This is a genomic window from Peribacillus sp. FSL R5-0717 (assembly GCF_038002945.1).
Lineage (GTDB): Bacteria > Bacillota > Bacilli > Bacillales > DSM-1321 > Peribacillus > Peribacillus frigoritolerans.
The window spans coordinates 3,614,870-3,630,901 of record NZ_JBBOOF010000001.1; the positions used below are offsets into that span (position 1 = coordinate 3,614,870).

Here is a 16,032-nt window from a genome sequence, read left to right on the forward strand (position 1 = left end):
AATGGTAAATGCAGATATCATTCTTTCTGGTCAACATGTTTTTACTGGATTACAAGATGAGCCTATACAGGCAGCTATCGCTATTAAAGATAATAAAATGATTAAAATCGGTTCTAAAGAAGATATAATGTCATTCCTTGGAGATCAAACAAAGGTGTATGACTTCGAAGAGGGGCTGATCATTCCGGGATTTCATGATTTTCATATGCACATTATGATGGGAAGCATTTTACAGAAGGATAGTGCCAAATTATATGATGCAGCTTCAGAAGAAGATGCAGCCAAAATAGTAGCCGAATTTGCAGAAACGAGACCAAATGATGAGTGGATATTCGGTGTTGGCTGGGATCATACCAATTGGAAGAATAAAGTGCTGCCACATAGAACGACACTGGATAAATATATTTGTGACCGTCCCGTTTTATTATTCAATGCAGAAGTGCATTACGCATGGATCAATAGTAAAGCGATGGAAATGATCCAATTAACGAAGGATACCCCAAATCCGGAATATGGAGAAATTGGAAAAGATGAAAATGGGGAACTGACAGGCCTTCTATTTGAACAGGCAATTGGGTATGCATCAGAACATGCATACAAATTACCGAAAGAAAAACGTGTAAACCTATTCCAAGATTTTCTTAATGAAACAAAAAGGTTGGGAATCACATCCGTTAATGATTTATACGGAGCTAAAATTGCTCCGAATCCATTAGACGACCTTGAAATTTTTAAGGAATTTGAGAGAGAAGGGTTACTAACAACCAGAATTCACTTTTCACCGGAGTTAAAAATGGATGTAGCTGCCGCCAAGGAATTACAAAAAAATTATCAGTCAGACAAGCTTACCTTTTCTGGATTAAAACAATTTATAGATGGTGTCGTGACTAGTCATACTGCTTTTTTATTGGATCATTACAAAGACCGTCCCGAAACAAAAGGCGGGACCACCTATCCAGCTGAAACAATTAAACAATTAGTGAAAAAGGCAGATAAGGAAAAATTTCAAATTCGTTTCCATGCTATTGGTAACGGTGCTGTCCGCTTAGCACTGGATGCATTTGAAGAAGCGAGAAACGTAAATGGGGAAAGAGATGCCAGACATGTCATTGAACATGTGGAGGTATTGCATCCAGACGATGTTCATCGCTTTAAGGAATTAAATGTAATCGCCTCATTTCAACCTAAACATATTGAATTAATGGAAAGTGAGGCATATACGGCCAGAATCAGTGAAAAACAACAACCACTCTATTATCCTATCAAAACACTCGTGGATACTGGTGCAAAAATTGCCTTTGGTACAGATTTTCCTGTAGTGCCCTTAAATCCCATGATGGGCATTTATCAGGCAATCACGAGAAAAGATTTAACCGGGAAGGCGTGGCAAGAGTCGGAAGGAGTAACATTAGCAGAAGCGTTAAAGTATTACACGGCTACACCGGCATTCGGGTCTTTCAGAGAAAAGGAATTAGGCACATTGGAAGCAGGGAAGATAGCGGATATCGCAGTATTAAATAAAAATTTATTTAGCATATCAACAGAGGAAATTCTTGAAACAGAAGTGAAGATGACGATCATGGATGGAAAGATCGTATATGAAAACCAGGTCGTCACAACCGTATAAGATAAAAAATGATAAAAGGTAGGTAGTGAGAAAATGTCAAAAGTGAAGGTTGGGCTTATTCAAATTCATTGCGGGGAATTCATTGCGGAAAATATTCAAAAAACGATAGGGAAAATAAAAGAAACAGTAAATAAAGGTGCACAAATCGTTTGCTTGCAGGAATTATTTTCTTCGCAATATTTTCCGCAAACGGTTAGTGTGAAAAATTATGATTTAGCAGAAGATGTAGATAGCGGTACATTGGCCGCAATGGGTGAATTGGCTAAGGAATTGGCCATTGTCTTGATTGTCCCTTTTTACGAAAGAGCAGGTGCTGGTATTTATTTTAATAGTGCAGCTGTTTTTGATGCTGATGGGGAATGTTTAGGGATTACAAGAAAAAATCATATTCCGGATGGTCCCCAGTATCATGAAAAATATTATTTCGTTCCAGGCAATACTGGATATCCTGTCTATGAAACGGCTTATGGAAAAATAGGAGTCGGGATTTGCTGGGATGAGTGGTATCCAGAAGTTGCCCGAATTTTGAGCTTACAAGGTGCAGAAATATTATTCTATCCATCTGCTATTGGTTCAGAGCCAGATCATCCCGAGATATCAACAAGATCATCCTGGGAAAAGGCAATTTCCGCTCATGGCATTTCTAATGGTGTATTTGTTGCTGCGACAAATCGAGTGGGCCAGGAAAAGGACATGAATTTTTACGGCGGTTCATTCATTAGCGATACATTCGGGAATATTTTAGCTTCACTTGATGAGGAAGAAGGAATTATTGTCCAAGAAATTGATTTAAAAGAAATAGAAGAGACTAGAAAAATTCTGCAATTCTTTAGAGACCGTCGTGTCGATACATACAGCCCTATATTACAAAAAGAAATACTCCCGACTCCATCCCCTTCAAAAAAGGGAACAAACAAAGCGCTGTTTAGATAGTCATTAAAAAATAATGCATGTGTTTTCTCTTGGGAGGTCCGTACCCATCAAGCTAATTCTGTTTTTTAAAAGTAGGGCTTGCTGTCTTATTTTACGCTTACCACATCGTAAATAAGGCTGTGCAATCCTTCTTCTCAAAATTTGGTATACTTCGCCTGAAATTTAAACGAACGATTGTTGGTGGACACGTTGTTTATGTTCAGGCGAGGACATTAGTAAAATAATAACCGTTTCTGCTAACTTTGCAATCTAATGTTTACTTTATAAAGGTAATTTTAAGAGCATGAATAAGGGACATTGGAAGTGGGGAAGCTTGCTGATATCGTTGTCCTCGACCGTGATCCTATTGCGGTTCCGCTTGAGGAGATACCTGAAACGAAAGTGAAATGACCATCATGGACGGTAAAATCATCCTCACTGCTCCTGAATAACACAAATCTGCTTAAATGCGTAATAAATTATACAATGGAGGTATAATAGGGTTCAGTCGATTATAGCAAAATATATATATAAGAAATAGCAGGTGGGACTACCTGTCATTTCTTTTTTGCTACTGAGAGCTATGCCTTAAAAGGTATAGCTTTTTTGTTTTTACAAGCAGTTTTTTCAAAGTTTAAAATAAACAGGTTTATAAGTATAAAAACAAAGAAAAAATTCTGAGGAAATAAAAATTTCAGGTGGAGTTATTAGTTTATTATAGATGACTAATAGGTGTACTTTTTTATATTTTAAGATAATTCCCGAACAGGGATTTTTTTATAGGAGTACCGCTAAAATAGTATCAAAAAAGAATCCATTACGTGTTTTTAGATTTCCCTGAAATACGTTTTTCTTATTTACCCTCAAAAAAGCAAGATTCCTCTTGAATTATATTGAGAGAAAGCAATATTATTTTGCTATTCTTTTTTAAGGAGGATTGTTTTATTGGGTATTTTTATCGTATTTTTGTTCTGTTTATCTATTGTTTTTTCTTTACTTCATTTGTTCCATTGTTTACCTTGGTTTCGTGAACAAAACGAAGGGATAAAACAAAATCTTGAAAAGGAAAAAGGAATTAGTATTCTAGTCCCTTGTTACAATGAACAGGGAATTATAGAAACCTCCATTAAGAGTATGAAATCATTATCTTATTCACAGTTTGAGGTCATTTATATCAATGACGGTTCAAATGATAAGACTATGAATCTCTTTCATAAATTTCTAAAGTTAAAACCATGTTCAAAATCTGCACTTAGAAAGCTTTCCCATATGAAAGTAGAAAATTTTTATCAATCCAAACTTTATCCTAATATCTACGTTATAGATAAAAAGAATGGGGGAAAAGCTGATTCCTTAAATGCAGGTATTGAATATTCTAGCCAAAGTTTGATTGTAACATTAGATGCTGACACCATATTGACAGAACAGGCCTTATCAATTGTTAACAGCACATTTGAGGATAAGGATGTAGTTGCTGCAGGTGGTATGGTGCACGTTTTGCAAACAAAAACATCTAATCCTTTGAGAGACTTGTCTTTACTTCATACAAATATGCTAGTTCGTGTCCAAATGTTGGATTTCCTAAAAGCATTCTATATTACTAAAGTATCTCTTGCACGCTTTCGTGCATTAGCTATCATATCCGGAGCATTTGGTATTTTTACAAAACAAGCTCTTGTTGATGTAGGAGGATATCGTACAACAATAGGAGAAGATATTGATATAACACTGCGCATTCATAGGTACATATCGGGACAGAAAAAAAAGAAGATTGTTTTTGTACCGGAAGCTGTTTGTTATACAGAATTACCTGAGAACTGGAAGGATTTTATCAAGCAACGCATACGATGGCAAAAAGCATTTATTGATTGTTTTATCCATTTTAGATCCTTTTTTTGGAAAACGTTTTTCACTAAGCCGGTTTCCTTTTTCTACATAGCAGAATCTTTTCTAGTAGGGACCATCGGTACTTATGTTACGACAGGTATTTTTGTGATAAATAGTACCTTAAACCCTCTTACTTTCTCTCCTTATTATATATTTACCTATTTGTCTTACATTTTTTTATTTAGTTTAACGTATGACTTGGTGGCAATTGGTATGGGTAAGCATTACGGGTTTACGTTTCAGAAGAAGGATAGATATCGATTATTTATTACAATTATTTTTGATATATTTGTCTATCGATTTGTAACTTTGTATATTGTTATGTATGGGAGCATTGCTTATTTCTTTAACAAAGACTGGAATAAAGTAGCTCGAACAGGAAGAAATTATCAAACTGATTCAAAATCTGCAGCATAGTTTGAAATCTGGCCTGATGTTCTGTTTCATCACACTGCTTTTTTAAAATGCCAATTATTTCTTTATAGAAAGATTAATTTAGCACAATTCTCGAAGACCGCCCTTTAAAGGGGGCGGTTATTTTGTTCAGATGTAGCTTTAAATGAAGATTGTAGCTTCCATTGTCGCAGCTTTTTCTAATGCAACTAATGGGGATTTTATTTCAATAATAGGGTTGTACTAGGGGAGCCTTGGAACTAACGGTGCAGGTTAGTTCCATAGAAAATATAGAATGAACAATGTGAAAAGGTGAAACGATAAATGAATAAAGATTCATATTAACGTCATAAGTGAGCCTCCAGTAGCACCGATTATCACTATAAACCAAGCAGGCAATTTCCAGTACACAAGCATACTAAATAAGATGGCAGCAAAAGCAAAGTCTATAGGAGCTGAGATGGAGCTGGTCCAAATGGGATTATAAAAAGCCGCAATCAAGATGCCTACAACTGCTGCATTTACTCCCATTAATGCCCCTTTTACTTTAGGATTACGGCGTAATGTATCCCAAAATGGCAATGTCCCTAAAATAAGAAGAAATGCAGGTAAGAAAATAGCAATTGTTGCTATTAAGCCGCCTTGCCAGCCATTTATCACGGCACCTATGTACGCTGCAAACGTAAATAATGGTCCTGGTACAGCTTGTGTTGCACCATATCCAGCAAGAAATGCCTCTTTGTTTAGCCATCCAGTAGGGACAAATTCACGTTCAAGCAATGGCAAGACTACATGTCCACCACCAAACACTAAAGAACCAGACCGATAAAAGCTATCAAACAGAGCAATCCAATTTGATGAAGTAACCTCTCGTAAAATTGGAAGTAGAAACAGTAATCCAAAAAATAAAGCTAAACTAACAAAACCGATACCACGCGAAATCGGGAAATGAACGTTAGATTCATAACTTTCGTCGTGTTGTTTATAAATTAGAAAACCAATAAATGCGGCCAGTATAATAATACCAACTTGCACATAGGCAGTCTGCCAAATCAAGGTTCCAACCAAGGCTATTAATGCGATTGTCTTTCTCTTTATATCTGGAGTTAAATTTTTTGACATCCCCAAAATGGCGTGTGCAACTACTGCTACTGCTACTATTTTTAATCCGTGGATCCAGCCTGCATTTGAAACATCCATTCCTTTTAAAAATGATGCTAATAGTACTAACGCTATCACCGAAGGCAGTGTAAAACCAAGGAATGCTAAAATTCCACCGAAGAAACCACCCCGCATAACTCCGACTCCAATTCCAACCTGACTGCTAGCTGGACCAGGCAAGAATTGACACAAAGCAACTAAATCAGCATAGCTTTTTTCATCCATCCATTTTCGTCGTCTAACATACTCATCATGAAAGTAACCTAAATGTGCTATTGGCCCACCAAATGATGTTAAACCAAGCCTTGTTGAAACTAATAGTATTTCAATCAGTGACTTTAAACTTCTGTTTGTTTTGTTTTGATCCACTAAAGTATTCCTCCTATTATTTAAGTTCATAAGCTTGCTTTCCGGCTTCCATAAATATTTCCTTTTTCAGTGGTCGAATAAATAATTTTCTTATTTTCCCATCGACGTTTCGTTCCTCATTTATTAAAAGTCCATCAGATTCAATTGTGTATAAAGTACCTGAATTGACGGTTTATCCATGTCATTTTAGTTCTTAGAACATCCAAAGACCAAAGCCGATAATCTATAATGAAGTATACTATTTATAAATATTTAGTTTCTAATTCCAACAATTAATTTACACACTCTTAATATTTGCTCAACCTAACATTATTTATCAAAAAATGGAAACATTTATAGCCCTTAATGTTTAGGTAAATCCATAATGAAAGCCATTACCGGAAGCTGATCATCAGCTTCTTTTCTTTTGGAGAAAAAAAGCAGTATTTAAAAAGATGAGGTATTTAACACTTAGCGTACTACTTTTTTTGTTAAGTGAGACGGTTAGCTAAGAACAATATGGGAAATACTAAGAGAAACGAAATTATTACCGAATTTTCAGAAAAATACATTGACGGGAAATCAAGGTTGTTATATATTATTAATAAGTTAAATTTATTGTTATATAACAGAAGGAGGAATCTAGATGATGAACATTTATGACAAAGCTTATGAAAGTTATTTAAAGATTTGTGAAAGGTATGAAATCGAGTCGATAAACATTGACCATTTCATCAAAAATTTAACTAAAGATCAGTTGGATGAATACAGTAAATTAGCCGTTTAAACGAAAGGACGTGATTGCAAAGATGGACCTCCCGGTTGATGTAGATGTAGAAGCCAGTTAGAAACCCCACCAGTTGCTATGGGAACAGGTGGGGTTTTGTCATGTGTTTTTAGCGCTTATTTTTAATAGGATAACTCGGCATGTTGCACAGATGTTTGGCGATTTATACTCGCGATGACCCTCTTTATTTGTTGTTGAGCACTTTATTAGCTCGCCCAAAGACAAAGGTAACTATCAATATGTTCATCGTATTCATGGTCATGTTTGCGAAAGAACCTTCTATTGTTCGAGGACGTGTATAGGGGGAAAGCCGGTATGATTCCTTTTTTAAATAGGCAGCCTGTAATTGTTGGTGTTTTATAAGTTCATCTGAAATCAAAGCAATAAAATATCAATTACTATTACATTACTAGTATAAGAGAAAGGCTGTGTAATAAACTTTAGTGGGTAAGAATACAAAATTCAGAATTTTCTTGAAAGTGGTTCGTGCACATGTTAGAATTCATTTCAGGTAAGAATATTATAAATAAGATGATTTTGATTTTTTATTGAAACCACGTTTCCTAATGAGCAACGAAAACCAATAATGAAGGGACTAAAGAATCTATCTAGGAAATAAAGTCTATGGCGACGCCTTCTTGCCTAGTACCTTAAAACAAAAAATCAGTACAATGATTGTTATACAGTTCGACATAACTAATCATTCTTTTTATACAAAGTTTTTTGGTTATAGAAAGGAACAGTGTTGCTTATTAGGAAACTGGAAGTATTGATTTAACATCTTCAGTTTTAATATTCTTCAAATCTATTTATAAGGGGGTGAGTAAGTTGATTTGAAGTGCTTCATTGGACGGGAAATTATAGGTAATAAAATTAGTTTACAGCACCGGTAAAAGTTATGGCGATGTATGTTAATGATTTATTTTGTGGAATGGAAGAAATGTAAGCGCTTGTATAAAGGTTATCAGTTGGTAATGTACCGTGTTTTTACTGTAACACCGTAACTAGTTTAGAAAAGGCACAACTTTACATGATGGAAATGAAATCATTCAGGAGGTTTTTGTTTAATGAACAAACAACTGCAGCTGAAAAAGAAATCTAAATGGAAAGTTCGTTATACTGTCTTATTCGTATTATGGTTATGTTGGCTGTTTTCTTTCCTGGACCGAATGGTAATCACTATTGCATTGCCATATATTGGTGAAGATCTTAATCTTACGGCAACAGCTCAAGGGTTACTGTTAAGTATTTTCTTTGCGGGGTATGCACTGTTCCAAATTCCGGGCGGGATGTTATCAGATAAATTTGGCTTTCGTCGTGTGATGAGCATTGCGATTGTTTGGTGGTCAATTTTCACATCATTGACTGGTTTGATTTTTTCTTATCCACTTATGTTACTCATTCGATTCGTATTCGGTTTAGGTGAGGCATGTTTACCAGGTGCTGCTTACAAAGGAATAGCTAATTACTTTCCCAGTAAGCAACGCGGGACAGCTACAGGAATTCAGTCAACAGTTAATACGTTGGGGCCGGCTATTGCTGTAATTGCTGCTGCAGCAATTATTGGGGCATTTGGATGGCGTACAGTGTTTATCGTAATGGGTATTCCGGGCATTATACTCGGCCTGTATATCTGGTTTAGATTCAAAGATAATCCGAAAGATCATCCTAAAATGACGAAAGAAGAGCTAGCAGAATTAGAAGAAGACATTAATACTGAAAAATCAAAAGAAGAAAAGAAATCAGGAGTTTCCTTTAAGGAACTTTTAAGAAAACCAATTTTATGGCAAATGGCGCTTATTTGGTTCTTCTTTGATATTACTTTCTGGGGCTTCACTTCTTGGCTACCATCTTATCTGATAAATGTTAGAGGACTTTCTTTAATGAATACTGGCATTTTCAGTGCCTTACCGTATCTAGTAGGTACAGTCTCCATTGTTCTTGGTGGGTACTTGTCAGATAAAGTAAAAGGAAAAAGAAAATGGGTGTTCATCCCTAATGCTGTAATTGGTGGGTTGGCATTATTATTAATGCTTCAAGCTTCTTCCACTGCAATGGTCATTACGTATCAATGTGTTGCAGCATTCTTCATGTTCTTAGCTCAAGGAGCATTCTGGGGACTGGTTGTTGACACACTGCCTGCGAAAATAATGGCTGCAGGCTCATCCACTGTTAACTGTTTCGGATCAATTGCAGGATTTATCGCTCCGTTTTTAATGGGATATATGATTGAAAGCAGCGGTGGTTCTTACAATTCATCTTTCATATTAATGATTGCAGCCATCATTGTAGCAGCAATCATCGCCCTTACGATTGGCAATGATACCGAAAAAGAAGATTCATTAAATTCAGAAACAATAGTGGAAGCCTAATTTGAATTGCCAATTTATCAGTAAGTAAATGGATTCAATCTTTGTTGAGAATGTTTTTTTACGTGGTAATAGCATTATATTTAGAAAACCCTTGTTGAAAAGAGGCTGTCAGATGCCGAATCCTCGTACATTGAAATACAGACGCTTTTTTTCAGATAGTGGGTAAGAAAGAGGGGGAGGGATTTTCAGAAAAGCATTTAAAAATTAAAATGGAACAATGTTGCTTATTAGGTAACTCAAGGGCGTGAGGAACGAAATAAGTTAAATCATCTTTAAGGGAGTTTGAATGAATGAAAGTAAATTTAAAACCAAACAATGTTAGTTCATTAACAAAGGTACTTGCAGTAGCTATGCAAAATCAATTTGCTGTCGGTTCGTTTACCCCTAGAGCTACAAAGATGGTAGCTCCTATACTTAGAGCGGCCCAAGAAAAGAAATCTGCGGTTATTGTTCAAACTTCTGAGAGGGAGCAGGAACGATATGGAATTAATTTAGCGGAATTTAGCCGAGAGTTTTATCGTGTGATCCAAGAGGAGAATATTACGATCCCTGCTGTGTTACATTTAGACCATACGAAGGATTTCAATGTAATTGCAGAAGCCATCGAAGTTGGTTTTACATCCGTTATGATTGATGCATCAGAGCAACCATTCAATAAAAATATTGAGATAACAAAAAGGGTTGTTGAGTATGCACATTCAAAAGGCGTAACTGTAGAAGCTGAATTAGGCAAGATAGGGACAACCGACTTTATTGAAACCGACTTTGATGAAGAGCTATTTACAGAGCCTGAAGAAGCAAAACAGTTTGTTGAAGAGACCTGTATTGATGCATTAGCGATTTCTGTCGGAACTTCACATGGGGTTTATCTCGTTAAAGATCCAAAAATTGACATTGATCGTTTAATGGAAATTCGTGCATTAACATCTGTACCTTTAGTGTTACATGGCGGTTCAGGCACTCCTTCAGAGATGATAAAGAAGGCAATTCAAATTCCTAATGGTGGAATCAGTAAAGTGAATATTGCAACAGATTTAGAACATATGATGATAAAAACTCTTAATCGAGAAATTCATGTTACAGAAAAAGAGTGGTCGGAACTACCGACTGAAACATTGACCTTAGTCCAAAACGCAGTTCAGAACGTAGTAAAAGAAAAAATTGAAAACTTTTTAATAAGTAGTGATAGTGCTTCTTACTATGTTTAAGGAGTAATATGATACGAACCTTTGAACAGTACCCCATATTTTAGACACATGGATAAACCCTTTAACCACATAATTTATGGCTATACTACTTATCGTTGAAGATAACTTTTTTTAGAAGAATTGCTAAGGTAATAGGAGGAAAAATAATATGTCTATAGAAAGATCAAGTATAGTAACATTTGCTGGCAATCCAGTTACGTTGATTGGGAGTGAAATTCGTGTTGGGGATAAAGCGCCAAATTTTGAAGTGTTAGCAAACGATCTCTCAAAAGTTACACTTGAAGATTCAAAAGGGAAAGTCCGCCTTATCTCATGTGTTCCCTCGCTTGATACAGGAGTATGTGACGCACAAACACGGCAATTTAACAAATCAGCTAGCAATCTAGGAAATGATGTAGAAGTGTTAACAATTAGTGTAGATCTTCCATTTGCACAAAAAAGATGGTGTGGAGCAGCAGGAATAGAACAAGCCCAAACCCTTTCAGATCATTTTAAGATGTCATTTGGAACAGCTTATGGCACATATATAAAGGAACATCGTTTAGAATGCCGTGCAGTATTCGTTGTAGATGAAAATGATATCGTACAGTATGTTGAATACGTTCCCGAAATTACGGAACATCCGAACTATGAAGCAGCTATAAAAGCAATTAAATCATTTATAAAAGTTAAAAAGTGATATAAGTACACCATGTTTAAAGAACGTATATTGTTTTCATTAATCCTAAGAAGTAAAATGTTACTGCATTAAAATCTTTTTTTTCTCAGTAGATAGGCTGCCTTTCATAAGGTCAGCCTCTTCTCCTATAGGGTTATTAATAATGGGGTGGTGAGGTGCAAAAGTTGTTATTACCTTAAAGGAATAGGCTTAAGTTAAAAAATTGCATCCTGCTATAATAGTATTTTTATTATGTTAATAAGGAGTGAGAAATATTCTGAATTTTAAAATTTTATGTTGAGAAACTAAATTAGTGGTGATAGTATAAAAAATGTGAAATATAGAATAAAATGTTATATTTTACTCACTTATTGAAACAATGTTGCTTATTGAGGGACAGGAAGGGCGGCTAGATCTTTTGAGATTTGGCAATGTTCCTTGAAAACAGACAGATTGAAGCATTTTAAACAACTTAATTTAAATGATCAATCATATAAAATTTAGTACAATAATCCAGTTCAAATTTTTTTATCCAGTATTGTATACAATACTGCATTCAATTTTGAATTCTTCATTGAGGAGAGGTATAAAGTGTGAATAGTTTAGAAATGGATATCTATAAAAAAATCAAGCAAGCTATTATCCAGCAAAAGCTTCGGCCAAATATGCAACTCATAGAAAAGGATCTTGCTGAATCGTTTGGCGTAAGCCGTACCCCTGTTCGAAATGTTCTGCGCAGATTGGAATATGAAAAATTAGTGAAAATTAAAGAGCATAAAGGTACCTTTGTCTCCTGTTCAACAATTGAAGAAGCAAAAGAAGTATTTGAAATGAGGAGAATCTTAGAAGGGGAAGCAGTGCGAAGAGCATGCAGACTCTATAATGAGGAACAATTAAAAGAACTAGAGACTCTGGTGGAAGAAGAACGACATATTTATGGTAGTCTGGATTTTTATGAATCTTTAAAAGTCTCTGGGGATTTTCATTTGAAAATAGCTGAAATCGCAGGGAATTCGTATTTTTATCAATATCTGGAAGACTTGATTTCCCTAACTTATGTGATTATAGCAATCTATGGAAGAGGTAAAATCGAAACATGTGGTTCTCACGATCATATGCAAATTTTTAATGCCATTAAGCAAAAGGATGGTGATCTTGCAGAACGCTTATCTCTCATTCATCTTAGTGAAATTGAGTCGAATCTTCATTTTAATGAGGAATTACAGATTTCTTCTTCCTTGTCAGATATATTTCTTTAATTGTAATTTGATATACAGTTATTGAAAGCGCTTACCATTAGGGTTTTTAAGGAGGTGATACAGTCCTTCGAAAGCATTTTCAGATTTAAAGTGTTGTCATGTGGTTTTTTTTGCGAAATCAAAGAAACGTCGTTGCTTAATGCGCGACAATACATCGAGTGATGGAAAATAGTACTTTTAACAAAACAAATTCGCATTTTAATTCCTGTGAATGATGAACGGAAAAGACCACTTAGAAGGAAGTTTGTATCATAACATAGCCTTGGCAAACATCTAAGACCTAACTTGTTAACCAATGCATTAAAATGCGGCAAACAATAAAAAAGGGGTTGGATGTATCATGTCTACAAATTTAGAAAGTTACGTTCCACAAGAAACGCAGATCCAACATGATACGGGTGTGGATGAATCACTTAATCCGAAAACCGAGGAAGGTAGGACGGTAAGTCCGGTAGACTATATTTTCATGTGGGTTGGTGACGGTGTTAATCTAGGTAATATGACGCTTGGAGCCAGTATGATTGTAGCGGGAATCGCTACGTTAAACATCTTTCAGACATTTGCCGCAGCTATCATGGCAATTGGTATCATTTCAACTGTTTTTGCTTTAAATGATAGGCTCGGATACAGAACGGGTATCCCATATGTTGTACAGCTTAGAATGTCCTTTGGCCTGAAAGGTTCCGTAATATCATCACTGATGCGCGGTATTCCCGCCATCGTTTGGTACGGTTTTCAAAGTTGGATTGGCGGTACTGCCTTAAATGAAATTGTGAAGATTATGACGGGTGGCGCCTTTGATAATGTTGCCATTTGCTTTGTCGTGCTGCAGTTGGTGCAAATTGGGCTTTCGCTGTATGGATTCCATGCCATTAAATGGGTGGAAACGCTTGCGTCTATTGTTATTGTACTTGCGCTTCTCTATGTATTTGGCGTTCTACTAACCTCCTATAGCGATGTTATTGCAGAAAAATGGGTTCATGCAGAAGGATCATGGGGCTTACCTTTCTTTGCATTGATCATGATGTTTATGGGGAATTATGCGGCAATCTTTTTAAGTGCAGCGGACTATTCAAGAGAGCTAAAAACCGGTATTAGCGACAAAAAACGCGGGTTTTTGTACTTTCTTCCTATTTTAACAGCGTACGGCTTGACACTAACAATCGGTGGAATGCTTGCTTCCGCAACCGGCATCAACAATCCTGTGAAAGCATTTGCGGTCGTGGTGGATAACTCGTATATTACCCTCTTTGTATCCGCATTTATTGTTTTGGGTGCGGTGGCAGTAAACATGGTTGCCAATATCATTCCGCCAACCTATGTTATTACATTGCTTACAAAAATGAAATATAAACCTGCAGTTACCATAACCGGACTGCTTGCATTTTGTTCATTCCCTTGGGTTCTTGTGCAGGATTCTTCGGCAAAGGGTCTTGGAATCTTCATTCTTATATATTCCGCATTTTTAGGACCGATTGTTTCTATATTATTGGTCGAATATTATATATTAAGAAAGCAAAAGGTGAATGTTGCAGATTTGTATAAGGAAGACGGTCCATTTGCCGGGTATAATCCAGCAGCGGTGCTTGCATTGCTAATCGGCGCCGGTGCAGCCTGTTTGAAAGTGGAGCTGGCATGGATTATCGGCGTTGTTGTGGGAGGCAGTGCATATTTGCTTTTGATGAAATTTGCATTTAAAGATTCAAAATTCAAAAAGGGTACAATTTTTGAAAAGTAGACTTGTATTTCTATGTTTCCGGAGGCTATTCTCTCTGTCTATTTATAATGGATTGATGCAATCTGAGGAGGAAATGAACAAGGCAATTGTATAATATAAATATACTGAAAATTGCAAAAAGGAGTTGGGAGAATGAAGTTTGATTTAGTGATAAAGAACGGAAATGTAGTAATTGAAAATACAGTGGAACAACTAGATATCGGTATACTTCATGGTAAGATTGCAGAAATTTCAAAAGAAATAACCGGAGAATCTGCTGAAATCATAGATGCTGCTCATCAATATGTCATGCCTGGGATGATAGATGCCCATGTCCATATTTGCGAGCCAGGCAGAACCGAGTGGGAAGGGTTTGTAACAGGAACTCAAGCACTGGCTGCAGGAGGAACAACATCATTTGTAGATATGCCATTAAACGCTTTGCCGGCAACGACTACAAAGAGTTCACTGCATTTAAAATTAAGATCTGCTGAAAATAAGGCGTATGTTGATTATGCTTTGTATGGTGGATTAGTTCCTGATAATCTCCAAGATTTAGAGGACCTTTCTAACGAAGGCGTTGTGGCTTTCAAATGTTTTATGGCAACATGTGGCAGTGAGGAAATTGGAGATTTTAAAAATGTTGATGATTTTACTTTATATCAAGGTATGAAAAAACTATCGGAATTGGGGCATATTTTATCTATACATGCTGAGAATGCAGAGCTTACCGATAAACTGGCAATTGAAAAGAAAAAACAAGGGAAGACAACAGCAAGAGATTATGTAGAGTCCCGCCCCATTTTTACTGAGGTTGATGCTGTAAAACGTGCTTTGTTATTGGGTAAAGAGACTGGATGCAAATTGCATTTTGTTCATATTAGCAGTGAAGAGGCTGTGGAAGAAATCCTTAAAGCACGTAAACTAGGCCAAGAGGTTACGATAGAATCGTGTCCTCACTATTTCACGTTGGATATGGAAACCTTTGAAAGGATAGGACCTGTTGCGAAATGCGCCCCGCCGCTTCGTACTAAAACAGAACAAGATAAACTATGGGAAGCTCTTAAGGAAGGGAAAATTGATATCCTGGCCTCAGACCATTCCCCATGTCCTCCAGAAATGAAGCAGAGCAACACCAATAATATGTTTGAAGTGTGGGGAGGGATTAGTGGCTGCCAAAATAATGTTGATTTAATGTTTGACGAGGCTGTTAAGAAACGTGGGGTTTCTGTAAGTGATTTTTCAAAGATGATTGCGACAAAACCTGCAGAAATATTTAACTTAAGAAATAAAGGAAGCATTAAAGTTTCCTATGATGCTGATATCATTCTTCTTGATCCAAATAAATCATACACCATCCAGCTAGAAGATTTGTACTACCGTCATCAACAAAGCCCTTATGTTGGAAGAAAGATTAACTGTCGAGTGACGAAAACGTACGTAAGAGGACAACTAGTATTTGATTTTGAAAAAGGGATTGTAAGTCATCCAATTGGGAGGTTCATTTCGGCAAAAAGCAGCTTCGTACAAGCATAAAGTTATGTAAAGAAGGTTGACCCAAAAGGGCACTTAAGTTGCCCTTAATGGCGTCATATCTTCTTTTTTGGTTTATTTTTTGACTGGTATTATGTCTGTGGATTGCTCTTGTGGTAAGATAAAGAAACAGGATCAGTAATATAGGATTTAATCGGGGGTTAATATAA

The 16,032-nt window shown here is 36.3% G+C and carries 11 protein-coding genes; 10 read left to right on the plus strand and 1 reads right to left on the minus strand.

All coding sequences use genetic code 11. From position 1 onward, the window contains the following. The first annotated feature begins 1 nt into the window (after position 1). The 3 genes from NYE65_RS17455 (at position 2) to NYE65_RS17465 (ending at position 4,843) form a co-directional block, all read left to right on the plus strand. Positions 2–1,627: an amidohydrolase gene (locus tag NYE65_RS17455; RefSeq protein WP_340861346.1), complete on the plus strand. Its 1,626-nt coding sequence runs from the start codon at positions 2–4 to the stop codon at positions 1,625–1,627. A gap of 33 nt (positions 1,628–1,660) precedes the next feature. Beyond that, complete coding sequence (locus NYE65_RS17460) at positions 1,661–2,560, plus strand: carbon-nitrogen hydrolase (protein ID WP_340861347.1); 900 nt, start codon at positions 1,661–1,663, stop codon at positions 2,558–2,560. Between the two features lie 924 nt (positions 2,561–3,484). Then, positions 3,485–4,843: a glycosyltransferase family 2 protein gene (locus NYE65_RS17465; RefSeq protein WP_340861348.1), complete on the plus strand. Its 1,359-nt coding sequence runs from the start codon at positions 3,485–3,487 to the stop codon at positions 4,841–4,843. Positions 4,844–5,155: 312 nt separating this feature from the next. Here the strand turns inward: NYE65_RS17465 and NYE65_RS17470 are convergent, their stop codons facing one another. Next, positions 5,156–6,379: a chromate transporter gene (locus NYE65_RS17470; protein ID WP_412762688.1), complete on the minus strand. Its 1,224-nt coding sequence runs from the start codon at positions 6,377–6,379 to the stop codon at positions 5,156–5,158. Between the two features lie 595 nt (positions 6,380–6,974). Between NYE65_RS17470 and NYE65_RS17475 the strand changes: the two genes are divergently transcribed. The 7 genes from NYE65_RS17475 (at position 6,975) to allB (ending at position 15,865) form a co-directional block, all read left to right on the plus strand. Further along, positions 6,975–7,115, plus strand: a complete 141-nt coding sequence (locus NYE65_RS17475) for a hypothetical protein (protein ID WP_153246179.1) — start codon at positions 6,975–6,977, stop codon at positions 7,113–7,115. A 1,067-nt stretch (positions 7,116–8,182) separates the two neighbouring features. Then, positions 8,183–9,487, plus strand: a complete 1,305-nt coding sequence (locus tag NYE65_RS17480; protein ID WP_328176154.1) for an MFS transporter — start codon at positions 8,183–8,185, stop codon at positions 9,485–9,487. Between the two features lie 290 nt (positions 9,488–9,777). Further along, positions 9,778–10,695: a class II fructose-bisphosphate aldolase gene (locus NYE65_RS17485; protein WP_340861349.1), complete on the plus strand. Its 918-nt coding sequence runs from the start codon at positions 9,778–9,780 to the stop codon at positions 10,693–10,695. A gap of 148 nt (positions 10,696–10,843) precedes the next feature. Further along, on the plus strand, positions 10,844–11,374 hold the full coding sequence (tpx, locus tag NYE65_RS17490; protein ID WP_328176152.1) for a thiol peroxidase: 531 nt from the start codon (positions 10,844–10,846) through the stop codon (positions 11,372–11,374). Positions 11,375–11,946: 572 nt separating this feature from the next. Continuing rightward, positions 11,947–12,612: a GntR family transcriptional regulator gene (locus NYE65_RS17495; RefSeq protein ID WP_340861350.1), complete on the plus strand. Its 666-nt coding sequence runs from the start codon at positions 11,947–11,949 to the stop codon at positions 12,610–12,612. 340 nt (positions 12,613–12,952) lie between these two features. Further along, complete coding sequence (locus NYE65_RS17500; RefSeq protein ID WP_268590695.1) at positions 12,953–14,350, plus strand: NCS1 family transporter; 1,398 nt, start codon at positions 12,953–12,955, stop codon at positions 14,348–14,350. Between the two features lie 132 nt (positions 14,351–14,482). Next, positions 14,483–15,865, plus strand: coding sequence for an allantoinase AllB (gene allB, locus NYE65_RS17505; RefSeq protein WP_340861351.1), 1,383 nt, complete (start codon positions 14,483–14,485; stop codon positions 15,863–15,865). The last annotated feature ends 167 nt before the right edge of the window (positions 15,866–16,032 follow it).

Excerpts from the sequence above, each read along its gene's own strand:
- NYE65_RS17455 (WP_340861346.1), top strand. The coding sequence starts at position 2 with ATGGTAAATGCAGATATCATTCTTTCTGGTCAACATGTTTTTACTGGA.
- NYE65_RS17485 (WP_340861349.1), top strand. The coding sequence starts at position 9,778 with ATGAAAGTAAATTTAAAACCAAACAATGTTAGTTCATTAACAAAGGTA.
- NYE65_RS17470 (WP_412762688.1), bottom strand. The coding sequence starts at position 6,379 with ATGAACTTAAATAATAGGAGGAATACTTTAGTGGATCAAAACAAAACA.
- NYE65_RS17460 (WP_340861347.1), top strand. The coding sequence starts at position 1,661 with ATGTCAAAAGTGAAGGTTGGGCTTATTCAAATTCATTGCGGGGAATTC.
- NYE65_RS17475 (WP_153246179.1), top strand. The coding sequence starts at position 6,975 with ATGATGAACATTTATGACAAAGCTTATGAAAGTTATTTAAAGATTTGT.
- NYE65_RS17500 (WP_268590695.1), top strand. The coding sequence starts at position 12,953 with ATGTCTACAAATTTAGAAAGTTACGTTCCACAAGAAACGCAGATCCAA.
- NYE65_RS17480 (WP_328176154.1), top strand. The coding sequence starts at position 8,183 with ATGAACAAACAACTGCAGCTGAAAAAGAAATCTAAATGGAAAGTTCGT.
- tpx (WP_328176152.1), top strand. The coding sequence starts at position 10,844 with ATGTCTATAGAAAGATCAAGTATAGTAACATTTGCTGGCAATCCAGTT.
- allB (WP_340861351.1), top strand. The coding sequence starts at position 14,483 with ATGAAGTTTGATTTAGTGATAAAGAACGGAAATGTAGTAATTGAAAAT.